This is a genomic window from Leifsonia shinshuensis (assembly GCF_014217625.1).
GTDB classification, from domain to species: domain Bacteria; phylum Actinomycetota; class Actinomycetes; order Actinomycetales; family Microbacteriaceae; genus Leifsonia; species Leifsonia shinshuensis_A.
Window position 1 is genome coordinate 2720515 of sequence record NZ_CP043641.1, and the last position, 26282, is coordinate 2746796.

At 68.6% G+C, this 26282-nt stretch carries 27 protein-coding genes and 1 tRNA gene; 4 read left to right on the plus strand and 24 right to left on the minus strand.

The window, feature by feature from the left end; translation table 11 throughout:
• Positions 1-15 precede the first annotated feature (15 nt).
• The 12 genes from F1C12_RS13140 to F1C12_RS13195 all read right to left on the minus strand — a co-directional run bounded on the left by F1C12_RS13140 (position 16) and on the right by F1C12_RS13195 (position 10484).
• A complete protein-coding gene (locus F1C12_RS13140; protein WP_185275397.1) occupies positions 16-501 on the minus strand; it encodes a hypothetical protein in 486 nt (161 codons plus the stop codon).
• On the minus strand, positions 498-902 hold the full coding sequence (locus F1C12_RS13145; RefSeq protein WP_185275398.1) for a hypothetical protein: 405 nt from the start codon (positions 900-902) through the stop codon (positions 498-500). The genes F1C12_RS13140 and F1C12_RS13145 overlap by 4 nt, the downstream gene beginning before the upstream one ends.
• Positions 902-2704 (minus strand): type IV secretory system conjugative DNA transfer family protein, encoded by a 1803-nt coding sequence (locus F1C12_RS13150; protein ID WP_258045887.1) that lies wholly within the window; start codon positions 2702-2704, stop codon positions 902-904. Before F1C12_RS13150 ends, F1C12_RS13145 begins: the two co-directional genes overlap by 1 nt.
• Positions 2701-4149, minus strand: coding sequence for an ATP-binding protein (locus F1C12_RS13155; protein WP_185275399.1), 1449 nt, complete (start codon positions 4147-4149; stop codon positions 2701-2703). Before F1C12_RS13155 ends, F1C12_RS13150 begins: the two co-directional genes overlap by 4 nt.
• A gap of 1 nt (position 4150) precedes the next feature.
• Positions 4151-5683, minus strand: coding sequence for an SCO6880 family protein (locus F1C12_RS13160; protein ID WP_185275400.1), 1533 nt, complete (start codon positions 5681-5683; stop codon positions 4151-4153).
• A 3-nt stretch (positions 5684-5686) separates the two neighbouring features.
• Entirely contained in the window at positions 5687-6730 is a 1044-nt protein-coding gene (locus F1C12_RS13165; RefSeq protein WP_185275401.1) for a hypothetical protein, read from the minus strand.
• Positions 6731-6735: 5 nt separating this feature from the next.
• A complete protein-coding gene (locus F1C12_RS13170) occupies positions 6736-7059 on the minus strand; it encodes a hypothetical protein (RefSeq protein WP_185275402.1) in 324 nt (107 codons plus the stop codon).
• The gene (locus F1C12_RS13175; RefSeq protein ID WP_185275403.1) at positions 7056-7211 is read right to left on the minus strand and encodes a hypothetical protein; all 156 of its coding nucleotides are present in this window, start codon (positions 7209-7211) and stop codon (positions 7056-7058) included. The genes F1C12_RS13170 and F1C12_RS13175 overlap by 4 nt, the downstream gene beginning before the upstream one ends.
• Positions 7212-7216: 5 nt before the next feature.
• Positions 7217-7876 (minus strand): hypothetical protein, encoded by a 660-nt coding sequence (locus F1C12_RS13180; protein ID WP_185275404.1) that lies wholly within the window; start codon positions 7874-7876, stop codon positions 7217-7219.
• An 88-nt stretch (positions 7877-7964) separates the two neighbouring features.
• Positions 7965-9065: a hypothetical protein gene (locus F1C12_RS13185; protein ID WP_185275405.1), complete on the minus strand. Its 1101-nt coding sequence runs from the start codon at positions 9063-9065 to the stop codon at positions 7965-7967.
• Complete coding sequence (locus tag F1C12_RS13190) at positions 9062-9811, minus strand: sigma factor (RefSeq protein ID WP_185275406.1); 750 nt, start codon at positions 9809-9811, stop codon at positions 9062-9064. Before F1C12_RS13190 ends, F1C12_RS13185 begins: the two co-directional genes overlap by 4 nt.
• Before the next feature lie 475 nt (positions 9812-10286).
• Positions 10287-10484 (minus strand): helix-turn-helix transcriptional regulator, encoded by a 198-nt coding sequence (locus tag F1C12_RS13195; RefSeq protein WP_185275407.1) that lies wholly within the window; start codon positions 10482-10484, stop codon positions 10287-10289.
• A gap of 102 nt (positions 10485-10586) precedes the next feature.
• Between F1C12_RS13195 and F1C12_RS13200 the strand changes: the two genes are divergently transcribed.
• Positions 10587-11168 (plus strand): helix-turn-helix domain-containing protein, encoded by a 582-nt coding sequence (locus F1C12_RS13200; protein ID WP_185275408.1) that lies wholly within the window; start codon positions 10587-10589, stop codon positions 11166-11168.
• A 13-nt stretch (positions 11169-11181) separates the two neighbouring features.
• Entirely contained in the window at positions 11182-12330 is a 1149-nt protein-coding gene (locus tag F1C12_RS13205; protein WP_185275409.1) for a site-specific integrase, read from the plus strand.
• On the opposite strand, the gene F1C12_RS13210 is transcribed toward F1C12_RS13205, so the two are convergent.
• The 6 genes from F1C12_RS13210 to serS all read right to left on the minus strand — a co-directional run bounded on the left by F1C12_RS13210 (position 12286) and on the right by serS (position 17749).
• Positions 12286-12492 carry a hypothetical protein gene (locus F1C12_RS13210; protein WP_185275410.1) on the minus strand — a complete coding sequence of 69 codons (207 nt, stop codon included), beginning with the start codon at positions 12490-12492 and terminating at the stop codon, positions 12286-12288. The two genes, F1C12_RS13205 and F1C12_RS13210, sit on opposite strands and share 45 nt — an antisense overlap.
• A 183-nt stretch (positions 12493-12675) precedes the next feature.
• Positions 12676-12763: transfer RNA gene (locus F1C12_RS13215), tRNA-Ser, on the minus strand.
• Between the two features lie 29 nt (positions 12764-12792).
• On the minus strand, positions 12793-14064 hold the full coding sequence (locus tag F1C12_RS13220) for an MFS transporter (RefSeq protein WP_185275411.1): 1272 nt from the start codon (positions 14062-14064) through the stop codon (positions 12793-12795).
• A gap of 173 nt (positions 14065-14237) precedes the next feature.
• Positions 14238-15524, minus strand: a complete 1287-nt coding sequence (locus F1C12_RS13225; protein ID WP_185275412.1) for an LCP family protein — start codon at positions 15522-15524, stop codon at positions 14238-14240.
• A gap of 150 nt (positions 15525-15674) precedes the next feature.
• Positions 15675-16487 carry an HAD family hydrolase gene (locus F1C12_RS13230; RefSeq protein WP_258045888.1) on the minus strand — a complete coding sequence of 271 codons (813 nt, stop codon included), beginning with the start codon at positions 16485-16487 and terminating at the stop codon, positions 15675-15677.
• Positions 16484-17749: a serine--tRNA ligase gene (gene serS, locus F1C12_RS13235; RefSeq protein ID WP_185275413.1), complete on the minus strand. Its 1266-nt coding sequence runs from the start codon at positions 17747-17749 to the stop codon at positions 16484-16486. The genes F1C12_RS13230 and serS overlap by 4 nt, the downstream gene beginning before the upstream one ends.
• 35 nt (positions 17750-17784) lie before the next feature.
• Here serS and F1C12_RS13240 point away from each other — a divergent pair, with 35 nt between their 5' ends.
• A complete protein-coding gene (locus F1C12_RS13240; RefSeq protein ID WP_185275414.1) occupies positions 17785-18771 on the plus strand; it encodes a diacylglycerol/lipid kinase family protein in 987 nt (328 codons plus the stop codon).
• A 63-nt stretch (positions 18772-18834) separates the two neighbouring features.
• Here F1C12_RS13240 and F1C12_RS13245 read toward each other — a convergent pair whose 3' ends face one another.
• Entirely contained in the window at positions 18835-19485 is a 651-nt protein-coding gene (locus F1C12_RS13245) for a hypothetical protein (RefSeq protein ID WP_258045889.1), read from the minus strand.
• A 28-nt stretch (positions 19486-19513) separates the two neighbouring features.
• Complete coding sequence (gene pheA / locus F1C12_RS13250; protein ID WP_185275415.1) at positions 19514-20506, minus strand: prephenate dehydratase; 993 nt, start codon at positions 20504-20506, stop codon at positions 19514-19516.
• An 81-nt stretch (positions 20507-20587) separates the two neighbouring features.
• On the opposite strand from pheA, the gene pgm reads away from it, so the two are divergent.
• Positions 20588-22207 carry a phosphoglucomutase (alpha-D-glucose-1,6-bisphosphate-dependent) gene (gene pgm / locus F1C12_RS13255; RefSeq protein WP_185275416.1) on the plus strand — a complete coding sequence of 540 codons (1620 nt, stop codon included), beginning with the start codon at positions 20588-20590 and terminating at the stop codon, positions 22205-22207.
• 68 nt (positions 22208-22275) lie between these two features.
• On the opposite strand, the gene F1C12_RS13260 is transcribed toward pgm, so the two are convergent.
• The 4 genes from F1C12_RS13260 to F1C12_RS22840 are packed head-to-tail and all read right to left on the minus strand — an operon-like array spanning position 22276 to position 26150.
• A complete protein-coding gene (locus F1C12_RS13260) occupies positions 22276-22689 on the minus strand; it encodes an ATP-binding protein (protein ID WP_185275417.1) in 414 nt (137 codons plus the stop codon).
• Positions 22682-23029, minus strand: a complete 348-nt coding sequence (locus tag F1C12_RS13265) for an STAS domain-containing protein (protein ID WP_185275418.1) — start codon at positions 23027-23029, stop codon at positions 22682-22684. The genes F1C12_RS13260 and F1C12_RS13265 overlap by 8 nt, the downstream gene beginning before the upstream one ends.
• The gene (locus F1C12_RS13270) at positions 23026-24978 is read right to left on the minus strand and encodes a glycosyltransferase family 2 protein (protein ID WP_185275419.1); all 1953 of its coding nucleotides are present in this window, start codon (positions 24976-24978) and stop codon (positions 23026-23028) included. Before F1C12_RS13270 ends, F1C12_RS13265 begins: the two co-directional genes overlap by 4 nt.
• The gene (locus F1C12_RS22840) at positions 24975-26150 is read right to left on the minus strand and encodes a PP2C family protein-serine/threonine phosphatase (protein WP_185275420.1); all 1176 of its coding nucleotides are present in this window, start codon (positions 26148-26150) and stop codon (positions 24975-24977) included. The genes F1C12_RS13270 and F1C12_RS22840 overlap by 4 nt, the downstream gene beginning before the upstream one ends.
• Positions 26151-26282 lie beyond the last annotated feature (132 nt).

Consider the following 26282-nt stretch of genomic DNA (forward strand, 5'->3'; position numbering starts at 1 on the left):
CGGAGAGCGCGCAAATCAGCGGCGTTCCGCCTGCGGCTTGGCGTGGCTCTCGCGAATCCAATCGACCCACTCCGCTGGGACCGCGTCGCCGCCGGTATGTAGTAGTTCGGTGTGGCCGTTGTGGCATTCGCCGTTGTACCAAGTCGCCAGTCGGGGGATGGCGACCGCGAGGCGTTCATGCCAGCCGATGGGTCCGTAGCCGGCATCGAGACTGTCGTAGGACACCAGCCATGCGGTGTGGAGGGCGGAGAGTTCTTCGACGAGGGCGCCGTGCTTGAACCAGCACGGCGGGATCTTCCGCGAGGCGAGGTTGTAGCGGTGGGTGAACCAGACCACCCATTCCCGGAGGTCGGTCCAGACCTCCGGGGCGTCCGCGTAGTCGAGGGTGCGCCAGTTGATGACACGGATGCCAAGCATCCCCGGACTCTGCCGCGGCGCCTGGTCTTCCCAGCCCTCGGCGAGGGAGGCGACGAGGTCATCGAGTGGGATGTCGTCGGTCACTGCTGCTCCAGGAAGGCTTCGATGTAGTGGGCGATCTTGGCCTGCAGCCGGGCGATCGCTTGGACGGAAGCGGTGCGGCGTGAGACGAACCCCGAGAGGGCGCGGTCGCGCTCGATGAGCTGGTGGACGTACTCGTGGCAGCGCGGGTGCAGGGCGGTCAGGTCTTCGTGCGGCTCGTGGGCGGTCCAGCCGTGCGGGGTCTGGGTGACGCCGCGGTAGTCGAGGTGGTGCAGCTCGAGGCTGCGGGCGCTGCCAGCACCAAGGCAGAGAGCGCAGCGGATGGTGCCGATACGGGACCCTTCCTCGAGGAACCATCGGTCGCGGCGGGCGAACCATGCTCCTGAGTGCAGGTAGTTGCTGCGGTAGGTGTTACCTCGGGCGGGACGGCGACGGTTTGACATCAGTTCCCCTCTCCCGCTGATCCTCGGCGATCGAGCGCGGCTTGATACTGTTCGGCGAACACGACCTGTTGATCGAGTTCGGTGAGCTTCTTTCCGGCGCTGACCTGGTGGGCGTCGTCGCGATCGGTCCATCCGCGGAGGTCGAGCAGGATGCCGCGCCGGTTCCGGTATGCGAGGAGTCCGACGGTGTCGGGCATGCGTCGGATCTCGTCGATCGTCATCACCGGCACCTTCTCGTTCTGCACGTTCGTGGACGACCCGTTGTCGTTGTACGAGTGCCCGGTGGTCCGGATCCGGCGAAGCCCGAGAAGAGATTCGATGTCGCGGAGATGGTCGACGTCGGACGCGCCACCGAGGAGGAGCTTGGCGGTGGCTGCCGACCAGATCGTGTCCGCCTCCGACCGCGACCATGCCGTCTCGGCCTGTGAGAGCGCCTGCAGAACCACGACGGTGGAGATGCCGATGCCGCCGCCGTCGGCCATGATCCGCGGCAGCGCGGGCCAGGAGAACATATTCGCGATCTCATCCAGGATGAGCGCGAGCGGCAGATCGAGCCGGGAGCCTGGCGAGGCGAGGGCTTTGCGGCGGGCGGTCTCGACTATGTCGTCGAGGATCGCGCCGAGGAAGCCGCCGACCGACCCGGCGCCGGCGCCCGTGCCGACGAGGTAGAGGCTGTTCGACCCAGCGAGGAACGCGTCGAGGTCGAACTGCTCCCCCGGACCCGGCGTCATCGCCTTCCGGATCGATGGAATGGACAGCGGTCGGAGGGCACCGAAGACACCGAACCAGGAGTTCGCCAGCAGCTTCTCGTCGCCGTTGATGATCGCGTCCAAGTCTTCGGACCAGCCAGGCGACCCCTGGTTGGCGAGCACCCCAACCGCCTCAAGCGCGAGGCGGGGGTTGGACCCCCAGCGGGCGAGCGCGTCAATGCCTCGCCCGGAAACGGCGGCCGCGTGAAGGAGCCGGGACAGCACGGAGGAGGACACCTGCGCCCATTCCTGGTTCGTCTTGGATACGCCGAGCGCGGTGCCGGCGATAATCGCTTGCCCGCGCTGGTCCGCGATCAGAGGATCCTCGCATCCGGCGACCGGTGAGATCCGCAGTGCCGAGCGCACCCCTGTGAGTTCCTGCGGGTCGAACACCGTCACGTCCCCGACACGAGCGCGCTCGCGCATCGTCGCGGAGAGGTTGTCGTTGCGGGTGGAGGTGGTGATCAGCGGTCCGTCCCAGTCGAGGATGGCGTTGATGATGAACCGGTAGCCCTTGCCCGACCGGGGCGCGCCCTCAACCACGATCGAGTCCTCGATCGATACGTAGACGTCCTGCCCATGGGCGCGCCCGACCTTCCAGCCAGCCGCTGACGGCGCAGGGTTGACCAACGACGGCCGAAGGGTCTTGGCGCGATGAAGAGCGGTGCGTGCGGAGGTGTGCTTGCGGACTTCTCCGGGCTTGGCGAGCCCGTCGCGGCCGCGGAGGTCGTTGATGAAGTGCCGATCCGACTGCCAGTAGCGAAGCCACCAGACCGCCCCAACAGCGATCCCGCTCAGAAGGAGGATGACGGTCAGCAGATCAAGGACCCGGATGAGGGTGACCGGCGCCACGCACCCCGGCACCAAGCTGAAGCCGGAAGGGTCTCCGCCCATGGCCAGTTGCAGACCGGCGAAGACGCTATCTGGCTGGCCGCCGCCGCAGCTGGCAGCGAGGGTCGCGGTCGCGACCCCGGTGGTGATGGTGCCGGCGACGACGATGGCGAAGAGGCTGTAGAGGGCGACGTGCGTCCAAGAGGAGCCGTGGGTTCTCATGCTCGTTCACCGCCCATCGCGTCGGTGCGGAAGATGCCGAGTTCGTAGTCGGTGCAGATGTTGCGCACCTTCGCCACCCGGTCCTGGCCGATCTGCCAGAGCCCTTCGCCCTTGTGAAGTTTGCGGACGAGGTCGGCTTGGGTGTCGTTCCAGCCGAGGATCTCCCGCGACCTCGCGATCTCACCGGAGTGCTGCGCGTAGGAAATGCGGGTTTCGCAGTCCGCGAGCAGGCCGAGCGCGCGCGAATGGAGGGCGCTGTTGCGGTCACCGAGCGCGTCCAGGTCCGCGACCCGGTGCAGCAGATACCAGTTGGAGGTGCCGAGGTGGCGCGCGACCTTCTCGTCCTCGACTCGCTCCGCGAGGCCGTCTCCGCCGGAAACATCGTTTAGCAGCTCAACTGCAGCCTCCTCGTGGATGATCACCCGCGCCTGCCGATTCGCGCCGAGAGAAGAACGGCGGATCCAGTTCGCCGTCGCCAGCCTCGCTAGCGCTTGCGCCTCCGGCGACGCCCCTTTCAGCGCGGAGGTGTCGACGACCATCATCGGGGCGTCCGCGTCGAACCGGACCGTGGAGGGTCCGTCGAAGAACCCGGTGAGATCGCCAGAGACCATCCGGCGCAACGAGTGCGCGAGTCGGTGGCCCGCTTCGACCACCTCGAGTGGCTGGCTCTGCCCGGGATCGACGAGACGGTCGTACACATGGGTGATGGTGACCGTGGACTGACCGCGGAGAGCATCGAGAGCGACGTCGAGTGCGGTGTGCTCCACCGGTTCCAGATTCCCGCCTTCGCGGAGGCGACGGATGATCGTTTTCACCGTCGCGCGACGGTACTGGAGCACGTTCAGGTTCCAGTCCTCATCCGAGAACGACGGATCACGCGGGCCTTCATCGAGCAGATTGATCCGAGCGGCCTTGCCCGGGCCGACGCTAATCGACTTCCCGCCGACGTACGCGGCGACGCGCACCCACTCCCCATTCGGGTCGTGCGGCACCGCGACCTTGCGCCCCAGCCGGGCCAGCCGGGAGGACCAGGACTTCGCCAGCATCGACTTGCCGGTCCCCTTGACCCCGAGGATGGCGACGGAATGGGAGCGGACGGCCTCGGCGGAGTACGCGTCCCAGGGGTCGAAGCAGAACGGGGCCCGCGAGAGGAGGTTCTCCCCGATGTACGCGCCGGTGAGGATGTCCCCGGTCTCGGCCAGAAACGGATACGCGCCACCCAGCACTTTCGACGAGCAACGGTGTGCAGGTGGGGTGGCGCGCAGTGGGCCGCGCAGGTTGTGCGGCTGCTTCCAGCCCCACGCCGGCATCTTCGAGGCCGGGAGTTCCGCGGACTGCAGCTTCCAGGTGGAGTTGTTGTCGGTGGCGGTGGTCTGTCGGTGGCGTCCGTTGGCGCCGAGCTTCTCATTCGCCGGGATGCGACCAATGACAGCTGACTGCTTCATGTCATTCCCCTTCCAGCGGCACCGGTAGCGCCGCGGTGACGAACCCGGCGGCCTGCTGCCCCGACATCGACGCCAGCACGAGACGGGCCGGATGCGACGCCTGCTCGATGTCGGTCCGCGCCTTGGCGAGAGCGTCCTTGGACTCAGCGGAGATCGTCACGAAACCGCGGTACTGAACATCCCCGAACCCGTCGACGAGGTCGTGCTCCCGCACCGCGAGGTCCTCCTCCTCGCGCAGGTGAGTGAGCGGGATTCGGGAGGACAGCTTCATCCGGATGGTTGCTGCGGTTTCCATGTCCGACTGGGCGCGGTTCAGCTGGGCCAGCGCTTTGTGCGTGGCGACCGGTCGAACCTGCAACGTGATCACCCGGGTCGCGTCCCCGGCGTAGAGGAGCGGCTCGAGGAACCCGGTGCGCACGTCGGTGCGCGGCCATTCGGCGACCCAGAAGGTCTGGTGCCAGGACTCGTCCACCCGCAGCGCATCCCAGCCTTCGTCGATTCCCATCACCGGCGACGGCGCGGATACGATCCCGGAGTCCTGCTCTCGCCGGGTCGCGGCGGCCACGGGGTCGGCCGACAGGGCGTTCAGCTCGTCGAGCTCGTCCGAGGTGAGCCATCCGGCCGGGGTGAGCCGGGCGTGCTCCATCGACGTTTCGATGCCGGCGACCCTCTCCTTGAGCACGGCGGCAAGGCCCGTGAGTCCTCTCCCCGCGTCCCGGATCGCGCTGTTGAGCGCAGCGGTGTCGAAGGTGAGGGTGATGTAGTTGGTGAACCCCATCGACCGCTTCGAGGCCGCCTGCGTCAGCGCCCAATACTGCTCGCGCAGCTCGGCGGTGACCTGCGGGTCGTGCTCGTTCTCCCGCACGACCAGGTAGTCCCGCAACTCATTCGAGGAGGCGCGGTCAACGCGGATCCGGATCGTGGTCTCCCGGACACCGGGCAGGTTCTCCAGCGAGCTGAGCCATTCCACGAACCCGTCGTACGCGGCTTCTTGAGTACCGTTGTCGCGCAGCGCCCACGCCCTCGATCCGACCTTGACGGTGACAGAGGCGAGCCTGCCACGGGCGTTGTAGATGAAGCCGCCAGCACCGGGGATCTGGATGATCTGCGCGTCCCCAAGCGCACCAGGGAGGAGGAACTTCGAGGTCACGACAGGGGTGACGGCGGCGACCTGCGCGTGCCCCACGTCGAGGGAGGCGACGCTCACACGGAGCCAGACATCTCGGCGGAAGAGCGTTTGCCCAGTCAGACTGCGACGCACGTAACGCGCAGCTTGGGCGACGATCACGATGACCGGTTCGCGCCGGTAGGTGGCGAGGGCGAAGAACACCACGACAGCGACGATCGGGATCATCACCCAGATCGCGTTGGTGTCGATGAACAGGGTGGAAAGCAGGACCGCGACGGCGGCACCGATGACGACCAGTTGCAGGAACGTCAGGCCGAGGAAGATCCCTCGGCGTTCCCTGGCGGCGAAGCGGACCCGGGGTGCGCCTTCCTCGGTGATGATCTGGTCTGCGGTGAGGGTGGTCATGAGTTATCTCCCAACCTTGACGACTCGTGCCGCGGTGCGGACGGGTGCGGCGGCGGTGCTCGCGCGCGAGAACTGGTCGCGGACGGAGAACCGGTGGTGGAGGGCGGTGCCGACTTCGGCACCGGCGAACGAGACGAGCTTCGTCGCCCACAACGGGCTGAACGACGCGGCGATCACCGCCCCGGCGGCGACGAGGATGACGCCGATACTGAGGCTGGCCTTGGTCAGCTCCACGGCCAGTAGGACGACGCCGGCGGCGAGTGGTTTGGCGATGAGGAGCCCGACAGAGAGGTTCAGCCATCGTTGCGCCCAGGCCGTGAGCTTGGGCTGGCCGATCATCATCAGCCCGACCGGTGCCATCGCGGCCAACGCGAGGAGTCCGAATTCGCGGATCGACATGGCGATGAACAGGAACAGCGACGCGATCATCATCAGCCCGACGATGAGCAGCGCCATCACGTATTCGCCGACGGACCCTGGTCCTTGTGCCCCTTGGGTGGCCATGCCCCAGATGACGCCGTCTTGGGAGAACTGCATGGTCTTCATCACGGCGCCGTAGATCTGTTTCGGGGCGTCGAAGAGGCCGACGACGCGGAGCAGGCTTTGGCTCAGGTCGCCGCCTTGAACGGCGGTGGTCAGCGCGCGCGTGATGTCGTCGGTGATGCCGGAAGCCTTCTGCATCCCCCAGACGCAGATCGCGCTGAACGGGATGGCGAGGGCGGCGCCGGCGGCCGTCCGGCCGATCCTGCCCCAGTCCTGAAGGATCATCGCGATGCCGATCTGCACCAGGGCGACGATCAGGATGACCGGGGCGGTGACGGCGATCCAGAACAGGAACTGCGAGTGGGCGATGTTCCAGCTGCCCTGGTCGATATTCGTGTTGAAGGATCCGGCGATCATCGTGGCGATGAAGTCGCCGAGGTTCTTGATCGTGGAGCCCATGAACTGGGCGACGGTTTGGGATGCCTGGCAGCCGAAGTCGGCGACGAAGCATCCGTAGTTCGGGGTGAACGGATCCGACGGTGCGGTAGCGACAGTGGCGATCATGATGGTCACACCACGTGGAGCGACTGGCCCCAGTTGATCAGACCGGCGATGCTGCCGGCGACAGCGACACCGGCGAGGCAGCTGAGCACACCGATGATCCCGGCCTTTTGGACACGTCCGTTGCTGGAGATGTGGCCGACGACGATGAACCCGGCGGCGATCAACCCTCCGATGATGGCCAGGATGAGCACGATGGCGAACACGACGTTCGCGATCGTCTGCAAGGCTCCGACCCCGGGACCGGAGAAGTCCGGGCTGGGGTTCGGGACGGCCGCCACGGTGATGATGCGGGCGTGGACGGTGACGAGGGCTTCGTTGAGGGCGTTCATGATTCTTGGTTCCTTTCCGTGGGATCGGTCGACGGTTCGGGTTCTTGTGATTCGCGCATGCGCCGGGCGGCGAGGTAGCCGGAGGCGGCGATGCCGAGCAGAGCGATGGAGATCAGGGTCAGCAGGCCGAGCAGGTTGAGGATCAGGTCCACGACACTCATTCCCCGTTCGCGTTGGCCGCGCGGGTCGCGGAAGTCGGAAGGGGGACGGTGAGGATGTTCGCCTTACCCTCGGACGGGATGTTCACGGTGAGTTCGAGTTGGTCGACTCCGGCCGGGACGTAGTAGGCGACGGCGAACGATCGGCTCTTCTCGTTCGGGATCGTCCAGGTCGACTGGCCGTGGAAAAGCCCGGTGGGCAGCCAGGGCAGGCTTGCTGCCTTGGCTGCGGCGGGGCCGTCGGCGGTGTCGAGGACGGCGGGTTCGGGGCGGCCGTCGAACTGTGTGCCCTTCAGGGTGGCGCCGGTGACGTCCTGGAAGTCCTGGTTGCCCTGGGAAGGGATCCACTTGCCGGTCATAGTGACCTTCAGCAACAGCACCGGTGTTCCGACTGGGAACAGCTCCGAAGGCGAGTTCGGGAGCGTGCACGGGCAGCCGTGCTTTCCCTTGACTGTGGTGCCCGGGTAGACGTCGACCCAGACGCTGCTGACGATGCCCGATGCCGCCGGCATCGCGTCCTGCGCGGACGTCGACGTCGGCGTCGGCTTGGCCGGCGCGACCGTCGTGAACGACGGGTTTCGTGTTGGCGCCGCACCGGCGCAGCCGGCGAGGGCCAGGCATGAGAGGAGGGCCGCGAGTGCGATCAGCTTCTTGTTCATCTCAGTTCACCTCGGCTTCGTATCCGCCCTTCACTTAGAACTTCCGGTTCCGAGCGATTTGTGGCGCGCATCTTGGAGACTCGTTTGGTCAGGGCACCTGAATGTGCTGGTGGTTGCAGGTATCGGGAAAGTCGCTGGTGAAGTTCGTAAGCACGCCGAGCGTCACGTGAGCGCGAGACCGGCAGTCGCTTTGACCGGCCGTTGACCCATGCGGGGCGTACGGGTCCAGGACGTGGATCAGCTGGACGGAAAGCGGGTCCGCGCCGGTCAGGGACTGTCGGTTGATCGCGTAGAAGTCGACAGCCTTGCCCTTCCAGTGCGCGGACGCGGTTCCCGCCCCTGGGGTCATGCCGGTGCAGCGTCGGTTGAGGTCGCTGACTCCGACCTGCTGGAAGGACTGGACGGCGACGACGATTAACTGGAGGATGTGCGGGTCGATGGTGCAGTCCGGCGTGGCGGTACCGTCAGCCATGTTGAAGATCTGCTGCTGGTAGCGGGGTTCGAGGAAGTTGAGCTTCTTCGCCTGGATCGCACCGACCAGGACTGCGGCGGCCGCGCGAGCGTCCGCTGGCACCTGACACGCTCCGGCGCTTGCTCCCGTCAGGGCGGCGAGGAGCTGCGCGGCGGGCGTCCAGAACGGGGCGTAGTGGTTCGGGTCGGCGTTGATTTGGACCGCGTGTGCGACCAGGGTCGGGGCGAGGGTCTGCCAGTCCGGCACATGCAGCATGCGCGAGTAGAACGCGGCGGCCGCGGTCGCTGGGTCCATCCGCTCTGCAGGGGTGCCGTAGCTGGCGCCTTGCTGGAAGACACCGATTGTGGTGTTGTCCACCGCGTCGCCATGGTCCAGGTTGCGGAGGCCGGACTCACCGATCGCGACCATCAGCGCGAGGGTCTGCCCGTGCGGGGCCACGCTCATCTTCTGGCCGACGGTGATGATCGTCGCGGCGATCTTCAACTGATCTGGCCCGTACCCGCCCACATTCTGGCCCGCCTCCACCGACGGGACGGATCCACCACACACTCCGCCGCCACCGATTTCGTTGGCTCCCATCGCGAGCACCAAGGTGACCGGAACGGCGACGAGCGTGATGGGGACGACCAGCACGATGACCGCCGCGACGATCAGGAGGTTCCGTGTCGTCTTTGGATGCGACACCGCATGAGCGGCCGCGGCGCCGGCGCCGATCATGCCGCCACCTCCAGCTCGAGGACGTCCCGGGCGATCATCAACAGTCGTTTCGCGGTCGCGATCCGTGCCCGCGCCGATCCGGGATGGATGTGAAGGGTCGCCGCGATTGTGTCCGCGTCGTCGCCGATCATCCCGGCGACTTCGCGGAATCCACCGATCTCGGGCACGCACGACACGATCACGGATCCGGTCAGCGGCAGCCCCGCGTCCGCGGCCGCAAGGGCGGCCAGAACAGTTCGCGCGGTCTGGCACACTCGCTCGCGGATCGTGCGGACACTGCGCTTAGACAGGTGATGGGCTTCCGCCACGCGCTCGGCGTCACCGCTTGCCAGGCTTAGGTCGCTCATCACGTGCCAGTCGGATGCGCCGACGTAATCGGCGACCAGCACCATCCACCGGTGCGCATCAAAGCGGCGAATCATCGCCTCGAGGGGGTCGATGTCCGATTCGGACGCCACGTCGCAGTCGACAGTGACGTCGTCCGTCGGGCCATACTTCCGCTCGATCTCCCGAAGCACTACATGACGGGTGATCCCGAACACGAAGGCGTGCGGCGACCCACGCTCTGGGTCGAACGTCGAGCAGCGGTGCCAGACCGTCTCTCGGGCGATCTGGAGAACGGCGTCGACCTCATTCGGCCAGCCGCGGAAGTGGAAGCGGACGTACGGGCGCAACATGTCGACTTCACGGAGCAGTTCCGTGAGAAGGGCATCCGTCCGCGTGCGGACGTGGGTTCCTCCAGCCACGTGATCACAACCTTCCTTGCATGGAAGTGGCTACTGCGAAGGACCGGGTTCGAGCCGAGGACGGCTCGTCAGAACAGGGCTATGTCAGCGCGAATGGGCGCACACGTGCCCTGGTTGGAGAGGAAGGTTGGATTTGCCGAGGTGCGCCGGGATATCGGCTTCGGGCGGCGCGCCCGGATTCGGTGATGGAGAAGCGACTTCGACTCTGAAGTTCGGGAGTCTCAGCCACGATGCGTCACCGCCGCCCTGACTCGCTTAGCGAGGCCAGCGTTACGGTGAAGAGGGTAAGAATCAGCCGCTCCATTTGGTGCCGCACGCTACCCCCGAACAGGGGTGGCGCTTGGGCGGCACGCCGGGGTGAACCAGCTGTTCTACTCACAGCTCTCGCACTGCAGGTCACCCATCGGATCCACCGGGACGAGGTATCCGTCCACGAAGTCCTGAATGACGCCGGGAAACTCTTTCGGCGGCTCGACTACGCGTACGCTCCCGTCCTCGTCTGCGCGCTCGCTTCCAGCCATGCCAACACCTCCGTCCGCTTGTAGAGCACAGTGCGTGGGGTCGGCTTGTAGAAACGCGGGCCCTTACCGTGATACCGGAGTTGGGCGAGCGCTGCGATCGACAGCCCGGTGAGTTCAACCACCTCAGCGGGCTGAATGAATTCTCCTGTCATCTCATCTCCTCCGTTTCGACAACTCAGGAGTTCTGCAATTGTTGAAACGACCATAGCAAGAATTCCGTGACTTGACAACAGAAGTGGCGATAGGCTGTCGAAATGGCAGACTTTCGATCGGAGACCAGCATCGGTGCGCGCATCAGACTGGCGCGACGTGAACGTGGATTTCGCACGACGAGCGACCTGGCAGAGGCGATTCCTGGCGGGAACATCACCCCCGCGATCCTGGAGAACATCGAATCCGGCAGGAAGGCCGACATCAGCGTTTGCCAGCTCCTGAACATCGCGCGGGGCCTCGACGTGCCGATCAGCATGCTGCTCTCGCCAATCGGGCGGCCCGACGACAAACTCGACCTACAAAACCTCGGCGAAGACTTCGACGGAATGACCGTGGCCGAATTCGATTGCTGGCTTTCAGCCACCCCCTCGAGTTCATATCGGCCCCGATTGGCCGCCGAACGCGTGGACATCTCCGTCCTGAACTCGCTTCGCGAACTCGGGACCCTTCGACGTGAGTTCGACCGCCTCCGGATCGTTCGCGACGTCGGAGCGGCGTCCGGAGACTCTGATCTCACCTTCGACTCAAACGTCGAGGCGCGCCTGGAGCTGGTCGAGCGCGAGCTGGAGCGCGTCGCAGCGCTTCTCACCTCTGCGGGCATCGAAGAGGTGGCAGCACCCTAAAGAGGAGGGCGAGATGGGCAGCGTTCTGTCGTATGAGTCTGCCGGTGGTCGACGCTATCGCGTCATGTACCGCACCCCTGATCACCGTCAGACCACGAAGCGCGGATTCAAGACGAAGCGAGAAGCCGAGCTCTACTTAGCCACGGTCGAGACGAACAAAGCGCGCGGCGAGTACATCGATGCAAGTGCGGCGAGGGTGACGATCGCATCCCTCGGCGTTGAGTGGCTAGCCAACCAGACTCACCTCAAACCGTCCTCGCTCCGACCGCTCGAGATCGCGTGGCGACTCCAGGTCGAGCCGCGTTGGGGACGCGTCCCTGTCGGTGATGTACGACACTCGGATGTCCAGGCCTGGGTTTCGTCTTTGAGCGCTGAAAGGTCCGCTACGACCGTCTTGCGGGCGTTCGGTGTGCTTGCCGGAATCCTGGACATCGCCGTGAAGGACCGGCGCGTGCCGGTCAACGTAGCCCGCGGATCGCGATTGCCCCGTAAGGTTCCTCGCGCTCACCGATACCTCACCCACCAACAGGTTCACGACCTCGCCTACGCCAGCGGCAAGCACGAAGCCCTCGTTCTCCTACTGGCTTACACCGGCCTTCGCTGGGGCGAAGTCATCGCCCTCCGCGTGCGCGACGTCGACTTCACTCGCCGCCGACTCGCCATCTCGGAAAACGCGGTAGAGGTTGGTCCTGCCACCATCGTCGGAACCCCGAAGAGCCACAAGCGTAGGTCGGTGCCGTTCCCGGCATTCCTCCTCGACGCGCTGGCCGGCGCAGCCGCAGGCAAGGAGCCGAACGAGCTGCTGTTTTCCGGCCGGTTCGGTGAGCACATGAAGCGCGCCACACGGGGTCAACGGACATGGTTCAAGAGCGCACTCGACAGGGCCGGCCTTGACCCGATGACCGTCCACGACCTGCGGCACACCGCCGCCAGCCTCGCCGTGAGCGCGGGAGCCAACGTGAAGGCGGTCCAAAGGATGCTCGGCCACGCCTCAGCCGCGATGACGCTGGACGTTTACGCGGACCTCTTCGACGACGACCTGGACGCGGTAGCTGAAGCTCTGGACGGCGCAGCCAGACGTTCTGTGGCACGACCGCATCTCGCGGAGCGGCAGACTTCAGTGGTGAGCAGACCAGTAAGCGCCGCCAACGTACTTGGCTAGCTTGCCCAATCCTTTGACGCCGGCCCCTAGGACAACGACAGCGAGCACGAAAACGAACCACGGATAGGCGATGACGTCTGCCACGATCGCGTTCCAGATCATGACGATCGCTTCCCACCGGGCAGCGCGCCACGTATCGAGAAGCCAGCCGACATCGATCATGTCCACATTGAAGCGGTAGCCGCTGACAATCGGCCATTTGCGACGCCCGCGATCGCAGAAAGACGCCCCGGATCACCAACTCGCAGCGGCGCTTGTTGTCAGTTTGTTGTCAAGTCGAGCGCCGCAGGTCTGGCAGCAAAGACTCGATCCCAGTCATTTACTGGGATCGAGGCCCCCATTCGTTGGCGGAGGGCGTGGGATTCGAACCCACGAGACATTTCTGCCCACCAGTTTTCAAGACTGGCTCCATCGGCCGCTCGGACAGCCCTCCCGGCGCCGGCGAACCGGCGTCGACCGATTCTAGCGGGCGCGGGTGGGGGCCGGCCGTCGGCCGGTGATGAAGACGTTCGCCAGTCCCGCGCCCAGCACGATCAGCGCCGACGCGACCGGGGCGAACATCGCCGCGTGCGTTCCCGCGCTCTGGGCCAGCGCGCCGACCAGCGCCGACGACGCCGACTGGCCCACGATCACGGCCGAGCCGAGGATCGTCATGACCGTGGCCGAGCGACCGATCGGGCTGCGCTCCGCGCCGAAGCTGTATTGCGTCACCAGGGTGGGGCCGACGCCGAAGCCGGCGATCAGCAGCACCAGGATCATCGCGGGGACCGTCGTCGCGAACGGCAGCGCGGCCGTCGACAGCGCCAGGATTCCGGCGAACGTCAGCCAGCGCCAGCGCAGCGCGAACCGGAGCGGGAACCAGGCGACGCCCAAGGCCAGCGCGGCCGAGCCGACGCCCATCACGCCGTAGACGAGGCCGGCCTGCTCGGGGTGGCCGAAGTCGGACAGGAACGACGTCAGCGCGGTCAGCATCGAGCCGAAGAACAGGCCCATCCCGAGCACGCCGACCGTGACCGCGATCAGGCCGGGGCGGAACAGCTCGCGCGCGGGCGCCTGGCGCACCGGGAGGCCGTCCTCCGCCGTCGGGCGGAAGGAGCCGCTGCGGTGCAGGGCGAACGCGGTCACGAACAGCACGGTCAGCACCGCCGCGCCGATGATCGGGGCGGCCGGGTTCAGCGTGGTCGCGAGGAGGCCGACGATGAACGGCCCGAACACGAACACGACCTCGTCCGCGGCGGACTCGTAGGCCATGGTCCCGTTGAGGACGGCGGCGTGGCGGTCGCCGGGGAGGCGGCTCGCGATGATCCCGACGAGACGGCTGCGCGACATGGGCGACACCTGCGGGGCGGTCGCGCCGATCAGGAAGGCGACGAGCAGCACGAGCGCATCGGGCGCCGGGCTGAAGACCACCCACGCCATCGCCAGCAGGACGACGCTGTTCGCGATGCCGGCGGCGAGCACGACGCCGCGCTGGCCGATGCGGTCGGCGGCCGCGCCGATCAGCGGGCCGAAGATCGCGGTGCCGAGGCCGACCATCGCGGAGGTCAGGCCGCCGAGCGACAGCTCGCCGCGCGCCGAGACGACGAGGGTCAGCACGCCGACGACCATCATCGCGTACGGGAGGCGAGCCAGCAGCGCGACCGGGAAGTAGGAGAACCCGGCGGCGCGGACCAGCGTGGTCGGCGGTTCCGGTTCGCGGGCGACGCCCGCGCGGGTGGTGTCTGGTCGTGTCATGCCTGGCCTTCTGTCGTCACCGCGGCGGACCGCGGCCTTCAAGTGCCGCCTTGGTCCGCCGGTCGAGCCGGCGCGAGGTAGTTACACGATGGAACTGCGAGCGGAGAGCGAACCTCCACTGATCTCAAGTGTGCACCACGGCGGTTCATTCCCGCCATGGGCAGCCGCCCCTATCAGTCCTGGAACGGCTTGGAGCAGGTGACCTGCGCGGCCGTCTGGCCGTGCACGTCGGACGGGAGCTGCACCGACGAGCCGTCGCCCGCGCCCGCGGACGAGCCGTCGGTCGGAGCCTGCGTCGCCGGCGCCTGGGTCGCGGGAGCCTGCGTGGCCGGATCCGCCGGAGCCTGCGTCGCCGCACCGGGCGCCGCCTCCGAGCCGACGCCGGTGTCACCGGTCAGGGTGACCGGCTGGTCGTTCTGCAGCGCCGTCATCAGGGTGCTGGCCGCGTCCTTGGTCGGCGCCACGCCGTCGCCCTCGTAGTGGTTCGGATACTGCACGAAGACGACCTTGGGGATGTCGACGTTCTTCAGCGCCATCGCCATCGACGCGATGGTGGTCGGGCTGTTGAGGCTCTCCGACAGGGAGATGTTGCTCGTCGCGGCCTTGGCCAGCGCGTACACCTTCACCGGGTTCGCGAGCGTGTCGGCGCTCTTGATGGTGCGGACGAGCGAGGAGAGGAACACCTGCTGGTTGCTGATGCGGCCGAGGTCCGACCCGTCGCCCACGCCGTGGCGGGTGCGGAGGAACGCGAGCGCCTGCGGTCCCTGGAGGGTGTTCTCGCCCGCCTTCACGTCGAGGCCGGTGTACGGGTCCTTGATGTCGCCCGCGACGCAGACGTTCACTCCGCCGACCGCGTTGGACATCTCGATCACGCCGTCGAACTGGATGACGCCGGCGTACGGGATGTCGAGCCCGGTCAGCTTCTCCACGGTGAGCACCGTGCAGGCCAGGCCGCCGTAGCTGAGCGAGTTGTTGATCTTCTGGCGGCTCATCGCGTCGTACGTGCCGCCCTTGCCGTCCGGGCAGGACGGGATGGGGACGTACATGTCGCGCGGGAAGCTGACGACGGTGGCGTTCTTGTGGTCGGCCGAAACGTGCAGCAGCATCGTGACGTCGTTGAGGTTCTCGCCGCGGTCGCCGTACGCCTTGTTGCCGCCGCCGGAATCGGAGCCCGCGAGGAGGACATTGAACGCGCCGTCCATCGCGCCGATGCCGGGGGTGACGACCTTGCCCTTCGCGTCCACGAGCTTCACCGCGGGCTTCAGGCTGGTGGCCACGTCGTAGGTCGCGTAGGCGGCGACACCGGCGGTGCTGACGCCCACGACGGCGAGGAGGCTCACGAACAGCACGGCGAGGGTCTTGAACGGGTGATGCCGCTTGAGGCGTCCGTGCCGGGCCACCGATGGGCCGGCCGACTTCTCCTGCGCTCGCGCCTGGGCGCGCGTGGGCATCTCGTTCATTCACTCCCTCTCGTCGGACACATCAGAACGGCGGCGCCTGAGAGGGCACACACCATTCACAAGTCTGACACAGCGGGCTGGAAATGGTCTGGGCGAAGAAATCCCCGGTCATCCGGCGAGTCGGAGGTCGCCGGCATCATGCGGGAGCGCTCAGAGCGAGTCGAGCACCGCCGCCAGGCCGTCCTCCGCCACCGATCCGGTGACCTCCGACGCGACGGCCTTCACTTCATCCGGCGCCTGTCCCATCGCGGCGCCCCGGCCCTCCGCGCCCGCCCACTGCAGCAGTTCGAGGTCGTTGCGGCCGTCGCCGACCGCCACCAGCCGGGCCGCCGGGATGTCGAGCGCGTGCCGCACCCGCTCCATCGCCGTCGCCTTGCTCACGCCGTCCGGCGAGATGTCGAGCCACGCGGTCCAGCCGATCGAGTAGCTGACGCGCTGGAGGCCCATCCGCTCCACGATCGCCAGGAACTCCTCCTCGTCGTGCTGCGGCGACACCACGACGACACGGGTAGCGGGATGCTCGGTGAGCTCGTCGAAGCCGACCTGCTCGGCGTTCACCAGCTCCCAGTCGGTCATGCCCTCGGTGTAGCGGCGGAAGCCGGTCGGATCCTCGACCATGAAGCTGCCGGAGGGCAGGTGGGGCCGGATGGTGCGCAGCACCTCGGTCGGGTCGAACGTCTCGATGAACTCGCGCCGGTAACCGCCTTCAACGGTTTCGTCGCGCATCATCGTCAGCGCACCGTTCGCGCACACCACGAACTGGCTGGTCAGCCCGAACTTCTCGTGGATCGGACGCGCGGTCTCCCAGCTGCGGCCGGTGGCCAGCATCACCTCGTGCCCGGCCTCGCGGACGCGCGTGACGGCCGCCAGGACGGCCTCGCCGACGGACTCGTCCTCGTGGATGAGGGTGCCGTCCACGTCGAGCGCGATCAGCAGACGGTCGCTCCCGGCCACGGTGCTCACTGCGCGATCGGCTCCAGGACCTCGAGGCCGCCCAGGTAGGGCCGCAGCGCCTCCGGCACCAGCACCGATCCGTCGGCGCGCTGGTGGGTCTCCAGGATGGCGACCAGCCACCGGGTCGTCGCGAGCGTGCCGTTCAGTGTCGCGACCGGCGCGGTCTTGCCCGACTCGGTGCGGTAGCGGATCTCCAAGCGGCGCGCCTGGAACGTGGTGCAGTTGGAGGTCGACGTCAGCTCGCGGTAGCGGCCCTGCGTCGGGATCCACGCCTCCACGTCGTACTTGCGCGCGGCGCTCGACCCGAGGTCGCCGGCCGCGGTGTCGATGACGCGGTAGCTGAGCCCGAGGGCCTGCATCATCTCCTCCTGCCAGGCGAGCAGGCGGGCGTGCTCGGCCTCCGCGTTCTCGGGGAGCGTGTAGACGAACATCTCCAGCTTGTTGAACTGGTGCACGCGGATGATGCCGCGGGTGTCCTTGCCCGCCGAGCCGGCCTCGCGCCGGTAGCACGTGGACCAGCCGGCGTAGCGCAGCGGCTCGGTCACGTCGAGGATCTCGTCGGAGTGGTACCCGGCGAGCGCGACCTCGCTCGTGCCGGTGAGGTAGAGGTCGTCGTCGGCCAGGTGGTAGACCTCGTCCGCGTGGGAGCCCAGGAAGCCGGTGCCCTGCATCACCTCCGGCTTCACCAGGGTGGGCGTGATCATCGGCACGAAGCCGTTCGACACCGCCTTGTCGAGCGCCATGTTCATGAGCGCGATCTCCAGCCGCGCGCCGATGCCGCGCAGGAACGAGAACCGGGCTCCGGCGACCTTCGCGCCGCGGGCCATGTCGATCGCACCGAGCAGCTCGCCGAGCTCCAGGTGGTCGCGGGGCTCGAAGTCGAACTCCGGGACGCCGCCGATCTCCTTGAGGACGATGAAGTCGTCCTCGCCGCCGCTCGGGACGCCGTCCACGATCGGGTTGCCGATGCGCCGCAGCACCGAGGCGAAGTGCGCCTCGGCGGTGTTGGCGGTCTGCTGCGCCTCCTTCACCCGGCCGGCGAGCGCCTGCGCCTGGGCGACGAGCGCCTGCTTCTGGTCCTTGGGGGCCTGCGCGACCTGCTTGCCGAACGCGTTCTGCTCGGCGCGCAGCTCCTCGAAGGCCGTGATCGCGGCCCGGCGCTCGATGTCGGCCTGCAGGGCCTCGTCCACGAGCTGCACGGAGTCGCCGCGCGCCTCCTGGGAACGGCGGACGACGTCGGGGCTCTCGCGCAGAAGGACGGGATCGATCACTGCCCCAGCTTATCGCCGTCCAGTAGCGTGATCCCGTGGACGATCGGGAGGGGACGAGCGGCACGACGGTCGCCGTCGTCTGCAACCCCGTGCGCGTGGACGTGCGGCGGGTGCGGGCGGCGGTGGAGGCCCGCGCGGCCGAGGAGGGCGATGTCGAGCTGCTCTGGTTCGAGACGACGCCGGAGGACGGCGGCCAGGGCCAGACCCGGCAGGCGCTCGAACGCGGAGCCACGCTCGTGCTCGCGGCGGGTGGCGACGGCACCGTGCGCGCGGTCGCCGAGGCACTGCGCGACCAGGACGCGACCCTCGGCCTCCTCCCCGGCGGTACCGGCAATCTCCTCGCCCGCAACATCGGCGTCCCGTTCACCGGCCTGGAGGAGGCGGTCGCCGTCGCGTTCGACGGCGTCACCCGCCGCATCGACATCGGCGTGGCGACGGCGGCTCGCCCCGACGGCGGCAGCAGCGAGCACGCCTTCCTGGTGATGGCCGGGATCGGCTTCGACGCCCGGATGATCGAGACCACCCGTCCGGAGCTCAAGCGCCGCTTCGGCTGGCTCGCCTATGTCGAGTCGGCGTTCCGGTCGTGGCCGCGTTCGCGCAAGGTCCGGGTGCGGTTCGCGATCGACGGCGAGTCGGAGCGCTCGGCGCACGTCAGCACCATCCTGTTCGCGAACTGCGGCGACCTCCCCGGCAACATGCAGCTCATCCCGGACAGCGAGGTGGACGACGGCCTGATCGACATCGCCATCCTGCAACCCGTGACGGTGTTCGGCTGGCTGGCGATCTGGCGCAAGGTGACCTGGGAGAACCGGGTGCTGCGCAAGAGCGCGCTCGGGAGGCGGATCATCCGCTTCACCGACAAGGCGGTCCGCACCCGCCTCAGCTACCTCCGCGGCGCGGGGGTAGCCGTGGAGCTGGACGATCCCGAGCCGTTCGAGCTGGACGGCGACGGCTTCGGGGAGGTCATCGCGCTCGGCATCGCCATCGACCCGCAGGGCCTGCGAGTGCGGGTGCCGCGCTAGATATTCGTGCTGAATGAAGCTTGTGCGGCACGCATTCGCCACATTCGTGACGAATGACGAGGCTCAGATGGTGTCGTCGTCGGGCAGTTCGCCGTCGCCGTCCTGGTACGGCGCGCGCTTCAGCCCGCGCCCGGTCAGCGCCGTCAGGAACAGCAGCGCCACCAGGGTGATCAGGCCGACGGTGATCAGCGGGCCGGCGAGCATCCAGCCGAGCTGCGAGACGACGAGGGAGCCGACGTCCGTGGAGGGCGTCGAGCCGGTGTACGACAGGCTCACCGAGACCGAGTACAGCACGATGCCCAGCACCACGAAGCCGCCGGACACCAGCCAGAGGGCGAGCATCAGCGGGTTGCGGCGGGGCGAGAGGTCGAGCCGGTCGAGGACGCTCGCGGCCGGCGCGGCCGTCGGGGCCTGGTACGCGCGGTCCGCGTCGGGCTCGGCCGGAGGCTGCGCAGCTGTCACCCGCGGCACCTCGACCGGCGCGATGCTCAGCGACGCCGCTTCGACCGGCCTCCGCTCCTCGTCGTCGCGTTCCTCCGTCGCCACGGACGGTGCGGGCGCGGCGCGCAGGCGGGTCCTGGCGCGCTCGCCGGGCTGGGGCCGGTAGCCGCGCTGGAACTGCGGGTCGTACCGGGGGTCGATGCCGCGCGCGGCGTCCTTCTGCTCGTCGTCCACGATCATCCCGACCTCCCGCGCATCGGATGGAAGCGGCATCGGATGGGAGCGCTCCCTGCTGCGCAGCTTACCCGCGGTCGCGGGAACCGGCACCGTGGTCGTCCACCAGCGTGCCGAGCCACTGGCGCGCCTCGGTGAACACCTCGTCGCGGTAGCGCTGGTCGAAGTCGACGCGCACGCCGTCCGCCCGGGGGTACGAGCCGAGGAAGATCACGGACGGGCTGAACCGGCGGAGACCGAGCAGCGCGTCCGCGACCCGCTCGTCGTGGATGTGGCCGTCCGCGTCGATGACGAACCGGTATCGGCCGAGCGCGTCGCCGATGGGCCGCGACTCGATGAGGCTCAGGTTGATGCCGCGCGTGGAGAACTGCTCCAGGAGGTCGAGCAGCGAGCCGGGACGGTCGTCCGGCAGCTCGGCGATCAGGCTGGTCTTGTCGGCCCCGGTCGGCGCGGGGACGCTGCGAGAGGTGCTGACCAGGACGAACCGGGTGACGGCGTTCGGGTTGTCGCCGATGTTCTCCGCGAGCACAGTCACGTCGTGGTGGTCGACGATCCCGGGCGGCGCGATGGCGGCGTCCGCGGTGCTGCCCTCGAACAGGGAGGCAGCGGCGGCGACGTTGCTGGAGGCCGGCAGGTGCCCGTGCGCCGGGAGGTTCGCGTCCAGCCACTGGTGGCACTGCGCGTAGGCGACGGGGTGCGCGTTGATCGTGCGCACGTCGGCCAGGGTGGTCCCCGGCCGCGCGACGAGCACGAAGTTCACCGGCACCAGGTACTCGCCGACGATCCGCAGCCCCGGGACGGTGGCCAGCGCATCCTGCGCGACGGAGACGCCGCCCTCGATGGAGTTCTCGATCGCGATCATCGCGGCGACGCTGCGGCCGGCGACGACGTCGGCGAGCGCCTCCCCCACGTTGTTGACCGCGCGCCAGCTCTTGCCGCGCGCCTCCGGCACCTGCGCGAGCGCGGCCTCCGTGAACGTCCCCGACGGCCCGAGGAAGCTGTAGACCTCGTCCACGGACGCGGGCAGCTCGGCAGTGGGGTCGGCAGGCGCGGAGGACATGCCGCTCAGCTTAGCGAGGCCGGGAGGACGCGACGCGGCCCGGCCCTCGCCCCTTCCCCGCGGCCGTGGAAGAGTAGTCGCATGGACGAACGAGCAGGCACCCCCGCGCAGCCCTCCGACCTCATCGACGTCGACGCCCTGCGTCGTGCGTACTACGAGCTGAAGCCCGATGTGAGCATCCCGGAGCAGCGCGTGGTGTTCGGCACGTCCGGCCATCGCGGTTCGGCGCTCGACACCGCGTTCAACGAGGACCACATCGCGGCGACCACGCAGGCGATCGTGGAGTACCGCAACGCGCAGGGGATCACCGGCCCGCTGTTCATCGGCGCCGACACCCATCTGCTGAGCGAGTTCGCCACCACCACGGCGCTCGCAGTTCTCGTCGGCAACGAGGTGCGCGTGCTCGTGGACGAGTTCGACGACTGGGTGCCGACACCCGCCGTCTCACACGCGATCATCGCCTACAACAAGGCCGGTCACCCCGACCAGGCGGACGGCATCGTGGTCACCCCGAGCCACAATCCACCGCGCGACGGCGGGTTCAAGTACAACCCGCCGCACGGCGGGCCGGCCGACACCGACGCGACCAGCTGGATCGCGAAGCGGGCGAACGAGATCATCGCCGACGGGATGCGCGACGTGCGGATGTCCGAGCCGAGCGGTGTCGAGACCTACGACTTCCGCGGCAACTACGTGGCCGACCTCGCGAACATCATCGACCTGACCGCGATCAAGGAGAGCGGCATCCGCATCGGCGCCGACCCGCTCGGCGGCGCGAGCGTCAACTACTGGCAGGCGATCGCCGACACCTACGGGCTCGACCTGACCGTCGTGAACCCGGAGGTCGACCCGGCCTGGGGCTTCATGACGCTCGACTGGGACGGCAAGATCCGGATGGACCCGTCGAGCCCGTCCGCCATGGCGTCGGTCGTGGCGCGCAGCGGCGACTTCGACATCCTGACCGGCAACGACGCCGACGCCGACCGGCACGGCATCGTGACGCCCGACGGCGGCCTGATGAACCCGAACCACTACCTGGCGGTGGCGATCGACTACCTCTTCACCACGCGCACCGGCTGGCGGGAGGACGCCGCGGTCGGCAAGACGCTCGTGTCGTCCTCGATCATCGACCGGGTGGCGGAGTCGCTCGGCCGGCGGCTGTGGGAGGTCCCGGTCGGCTTCAAGTGGTTCGTGCCCGGCCTCATCGACGGCTCGGTGGGCTTCGGCGGCGAGGAGAGCGCGGGCGCGAGCTTCCTGCGCTTCGACGGCTCGGCGTGGACGACGGACAAGGACGGCATCCTGCTCGCCCTGCTCGCGAGCGAGATCCGTGCGGTCACCGGCAAGTCGCCCTCCCAGCTCTACCGGGAGCTGACCGAGCGGTTCGGCGATCCCGTCTACCAGCGGGTGGACGCGCCGGCGAGCCCGGAGCAGAAGGCCGCGCTGGGCAAGCTCGACGGCGACGCGATCGCGGCGACCGAGCTCGCCGGTGAGCCGATCACCGCGAAGCTCAGTCGCGCGCCCGGCAACGACGCGCCCCTCGGCGGCGTGAAGGTGGAGACGGCGAAGGCCTGGTTCGCCGCGCGCCCGAGCGGCACCGAGAACGTCTACAAGATCTACGCCGAGAGCTTCGCCGGCGAGGAGAACCTGCGCGAGGTGCAGGAGGAGGCCAAGCGCATCGTGGACGACGCGCTCGGCGCCTGACCCTCTGTCGAAGGGCACGTAAACGCCCCTAAGACGCGGTCTTAGGGGCGTTTACGTGCCCCTCGGCGTCAGGTGGTGGAGGCGAGCGTCCAGCGGTTGCCGTGCGGGAGCGGTTCGTGCCTGAACTCGTCCACGAGGAGGGCGATGAGGGCGAGGCCGCGGCCGGACTCGCCGAGGTCTTCCGAGTCGGGCATGGCCGCCGACGCCAGGTCGATGTCGGCGGGCTCGGCGTCGTCGGTGACGATCGCGCGGATACCGTCCGGCGTGTGGCCGACCTCCAGCTCCACGCGGGTGCGGGTGCCCTCCCTGCCGTGCTGGATGACGTTGGTCACGACCTCCACCACGGCCAGCTCGAACGCGCCGCGCCGCTCGGCCGGCAGGTCGGGACGGCGCACGGCGAGCTCCTCGAAAAGGATGTGGACGCGCTCGATGGCCTCGGCGTCCGCGGGGGCGAGGAAGGCCTCGCGGAACGCGTCAGTCACGGTAGGCGTCGTCGCGGTATGCGTCGTCACTGGCCGGGTACACGCGCAGAATGCGGTCCAGGTTCGTCAGGCGGAGCACGCTCGCGACCTGCTCGGTCGCAGCGGCGAGACGCAGGTCGCCGCCCACGGTGCGCGCCGTCTTCAGCCCGCTGACGAGGGCGCCGAGCCCGGAGGAGTCGATGAACTCGACCTCGCTCAGGTCGAACGCAAGGCGGGCGTGGCCCTCGTCCACGACGCGCTGCACCTCGCGGCGCACGGTCGGGGCGGTGACCAGGTTGATCCGGCCGTTCGCGGCGAGCACGGCGACGCCGTCCGGCCGGATCGTCGTGGTGATGTTCATCGGAGGCGGGGCTCCTTCCTGGCCGCGTGAGCGGCCGGTCCGCGGTACAGGGCCGCGCGCGGGATGACGCTGAGCACGACCAGGTCGTAGATCACCCAGACCGTGTTGACCAGCGTGCCCAACCCGTCCGCGGTTCCGGCGGTGACACGCAGGACTCCGACGACGGCCGCGATCACGAGCACGGCCATCGCGGTGAGCTGCGGCCAGATCTGCCGCCACGGGATGGGCGCGCGGCCGCTGCGCTCCTTGGGCGTGACGACGAAGCCGAGCTTGCGGCCGAACCACACGTTCGCGGCCGCCGTCCAGCACGCGCGGATCCATAGCGGGAACAGCGCGAGCGCGTACTGCTGGCCGCGCCAGGTCTTCAGCCCGCGGGCCGCGACGAGGAACATCAGCTGGCTCAGGATGAAGTACGGGAGGAATCGGGCGAAGAAGTCGACGCTCCACGCGGTCACCGGCATGATGCCCGTCAGCAGATAGATCACGGGCGCCGCCAGGTACACGACCGAGGCGAACCCGGACAGGTAGCTCCACATCGTCGCGAAGTACATCAGCCGCTGGCCGGCGGTGAGCCCGCGCTTGACGAGCGGGTTGTCCTTCAGCATCACCTGGAGGGTGCCCTGCGCCCAGCGCAGCCGCTGGCCGAGCATCGTCCCCAGGTCCTCCGGCGCCAGCCCCCAGGCGAGGATCTCGTGGTGGTAGACGCTGCGCCAGCCGCCGGCGTGCAGCTGCATCGCCGTCGCCATGTCCTCGGTGACCGAGATGGTCGCCATCGGCATCACCGGCTGCGCCTGGCCCGGCCGGTCGACGGCGAGCGTGTCGGCGATGCGCTGAACGGAGTCGATCGCGCCGAGCGGCGACCAGTCCCGCTCGGCGAGCCGGTCGAGCGCGACCTCGTCGACGACGAACGCGCCGAGCTCGGAGTCGGCCTGCACCGGGAGGGCGGCGATCGCGCGGAGGTCCTCCTCCATGGCCGCGACGTCGCTGCGGACCGCCGAGCGCGAGACGTCGTCCACCTGCTTCTGCAGCCGGTAGGTCACCTCGCCGACGCTCTCCCCGGCGCGCAGACGGGCGTTCGCGTCCTCCACGTGGCCGCGGACCTCCGAAATGAGTCGCGCGGAGTCGGGGTCGGAGCGGGCGGAGCGCTGCGCCTTCGCGAGCATCCGGTCGGCCGAGCGCAGCGAGAGCCGCACGGTCTGCTCCACATCCCGCACGTAGCCGACGATGCCCAGCTCCATCAGCGCGTCGCGGCGCAGCACCGCGTTCGAGCCGCAGAAGAAGGCCGCGTTCCAGCCGTCCTTGCCCTGCTGGATGGGGCCGTAGAACAGCGGAGCCTGGTTGCCGAGCGGATCGGCGTCGTCCACGTTCGTGAAGAACTGCGGCGTCTGCACGAGCGCGACCTTCGGGTCGGCGAAGTAGCCGAGGGTGCTGTCCAGGATCTGCGGCTCGGCGATCTGATCGGCGTCAAGGATGAGCAGGAACTCGCCGTCGGTCTGGAACAGCGCGTTGTTGAGGTTGCCCGCCTTCGCGTGCCGCGGCTTGTCCACCCAGTCCTCGGACCGGGTGACGTAGCCGAGTCCCTCGCGGTCGGCCGCGGCGCGCATCTCCGCGCGATCGCCGTCATCGAGGATCCAGGTGCTGTGCGGGTAGCGGATGGCCTTGGCCGCGCGCGCGGTCGTCAGCACCAGGTCCACCGGTTCGTCGTAGGTGGTGATGAAGACATCGACCGTCCCCGCGGGCGGCGCGTCCGGGCCCGTCCGCACCTTGACGCGCCACATCGTGAGCGCGAAGAAGAACGTGTCGATCAGGCTGTAGGTCTCCGCGATCACGAGCGGCACCGCGATCCACCACGCCGACCAGTTCACGGAGGCCAGCCACCGCCAGGCGACGTAGTCGAGGCCGGCGAGGACCGCGAGGACGCAGATGAGGCGGAGCAGCCCGCGGTTCACGAGGCGCTCCGGCGGACGATCACGGCGGTGACGTCGTCGATCGGCACACCGGCGCGTGCGGAGGTGAGGATGCGGGAGACCGCGCCCCCCGGTGTCGCGTTGCCGCGGACGATGGCCTCCAGCAGCGGGAAGGCCCGGTCGCCGCCGAGCGCGTCCAGCACCCCGTCGCTCACGCAGACCAGGGCGTCGCCGGGGCCGAGCACGACCCGGGAGGGCGTGCGCGGCTCGGTCGCAGGCAGGCCCAGCGGGAGGGCGCTGCTCTGCAGCCGCTCCAGCGGACCGCGGTCGCGCACGATGAGGGCGAGGCCGTGGCCGGCGTCCACGTAGTCCACGGCGCCGTCGGTGTGCACCTTGGCATGGAAGAGGGTGACGAAGGTGGCGAGCTGGTCGAGGTCCTCCTCCACCAGCCGGGAGGCGGCGTCCACGGAGTCCTCCAGGTCGGCGAGCTCCATGGCGCTGCGCAACGCGGTGCGGACGGACGCGCCGACGATCGCGGCGGCCAGGCCCTTGCCCATGACGTCGCCCACCGTGACGCAGAAGTCGTCCCCGACGTCGTACCAGTCGTAGAAGTCGCCCGAGACGCCACGCGACGGCTCGCACGCCGCCGCGACCTCGAAACCGGGCGCGCGGGGCTTGCGGCGCGGCAGGAGGCCCTTCTGGGCGATCGCGGCGCGGTCGAGCTCGTCGTCGCGGTTGAGCTCGTCCTGCACCCAGTCCGCGAGGTCGCGCAGCACGCGCTCCTGCTCGGGAGTGAGCGTGTGCGGTTCGGTGTCGAGCACGCAGAGGGTGCCGACGGCCTCCCCTCCCGGCGCGTGCAACGGTTCCCCCGCGTAGAACCGGAGGTGCGGGTCGCCGACCACGAACGGGTTGTCCGCGAAGCGCTCGTCGCCGGTCGCGTCGGAGACGATGAGGCTGGAGTCCTGGCGGGCGGTGACGTCGCAGAACGCCTTCTCCCGCGGCGCCTCGGTGGTCAGCCCGATGTGCGACTTGCGCCATTGCCGGTCGCCGTCGAGCAGCGTGATACTCACCATCGGGACGGCGAAGAGCTGCTGCGCGAGCCGGGTGATCCGGTCGAACCTCGCCTCCGGCCCGGTGTCGACGACCCGGAGGCCGGCCAACGCGCGTTGCCGCGCGCTCTCTGTCTGCTGCACCGCCTGCGCGTCGACGACCATGGTGACAACTGTACCGAGGTGTCTACCTCAGTCCAGGGTGATGCCCCTCCGTTGCGGACAGTAATATCGAAGTGAAATTCAGTCATCGCAGTGCTTACGTGATACATCCAGGATGGGCGGCTAGCCTGATCC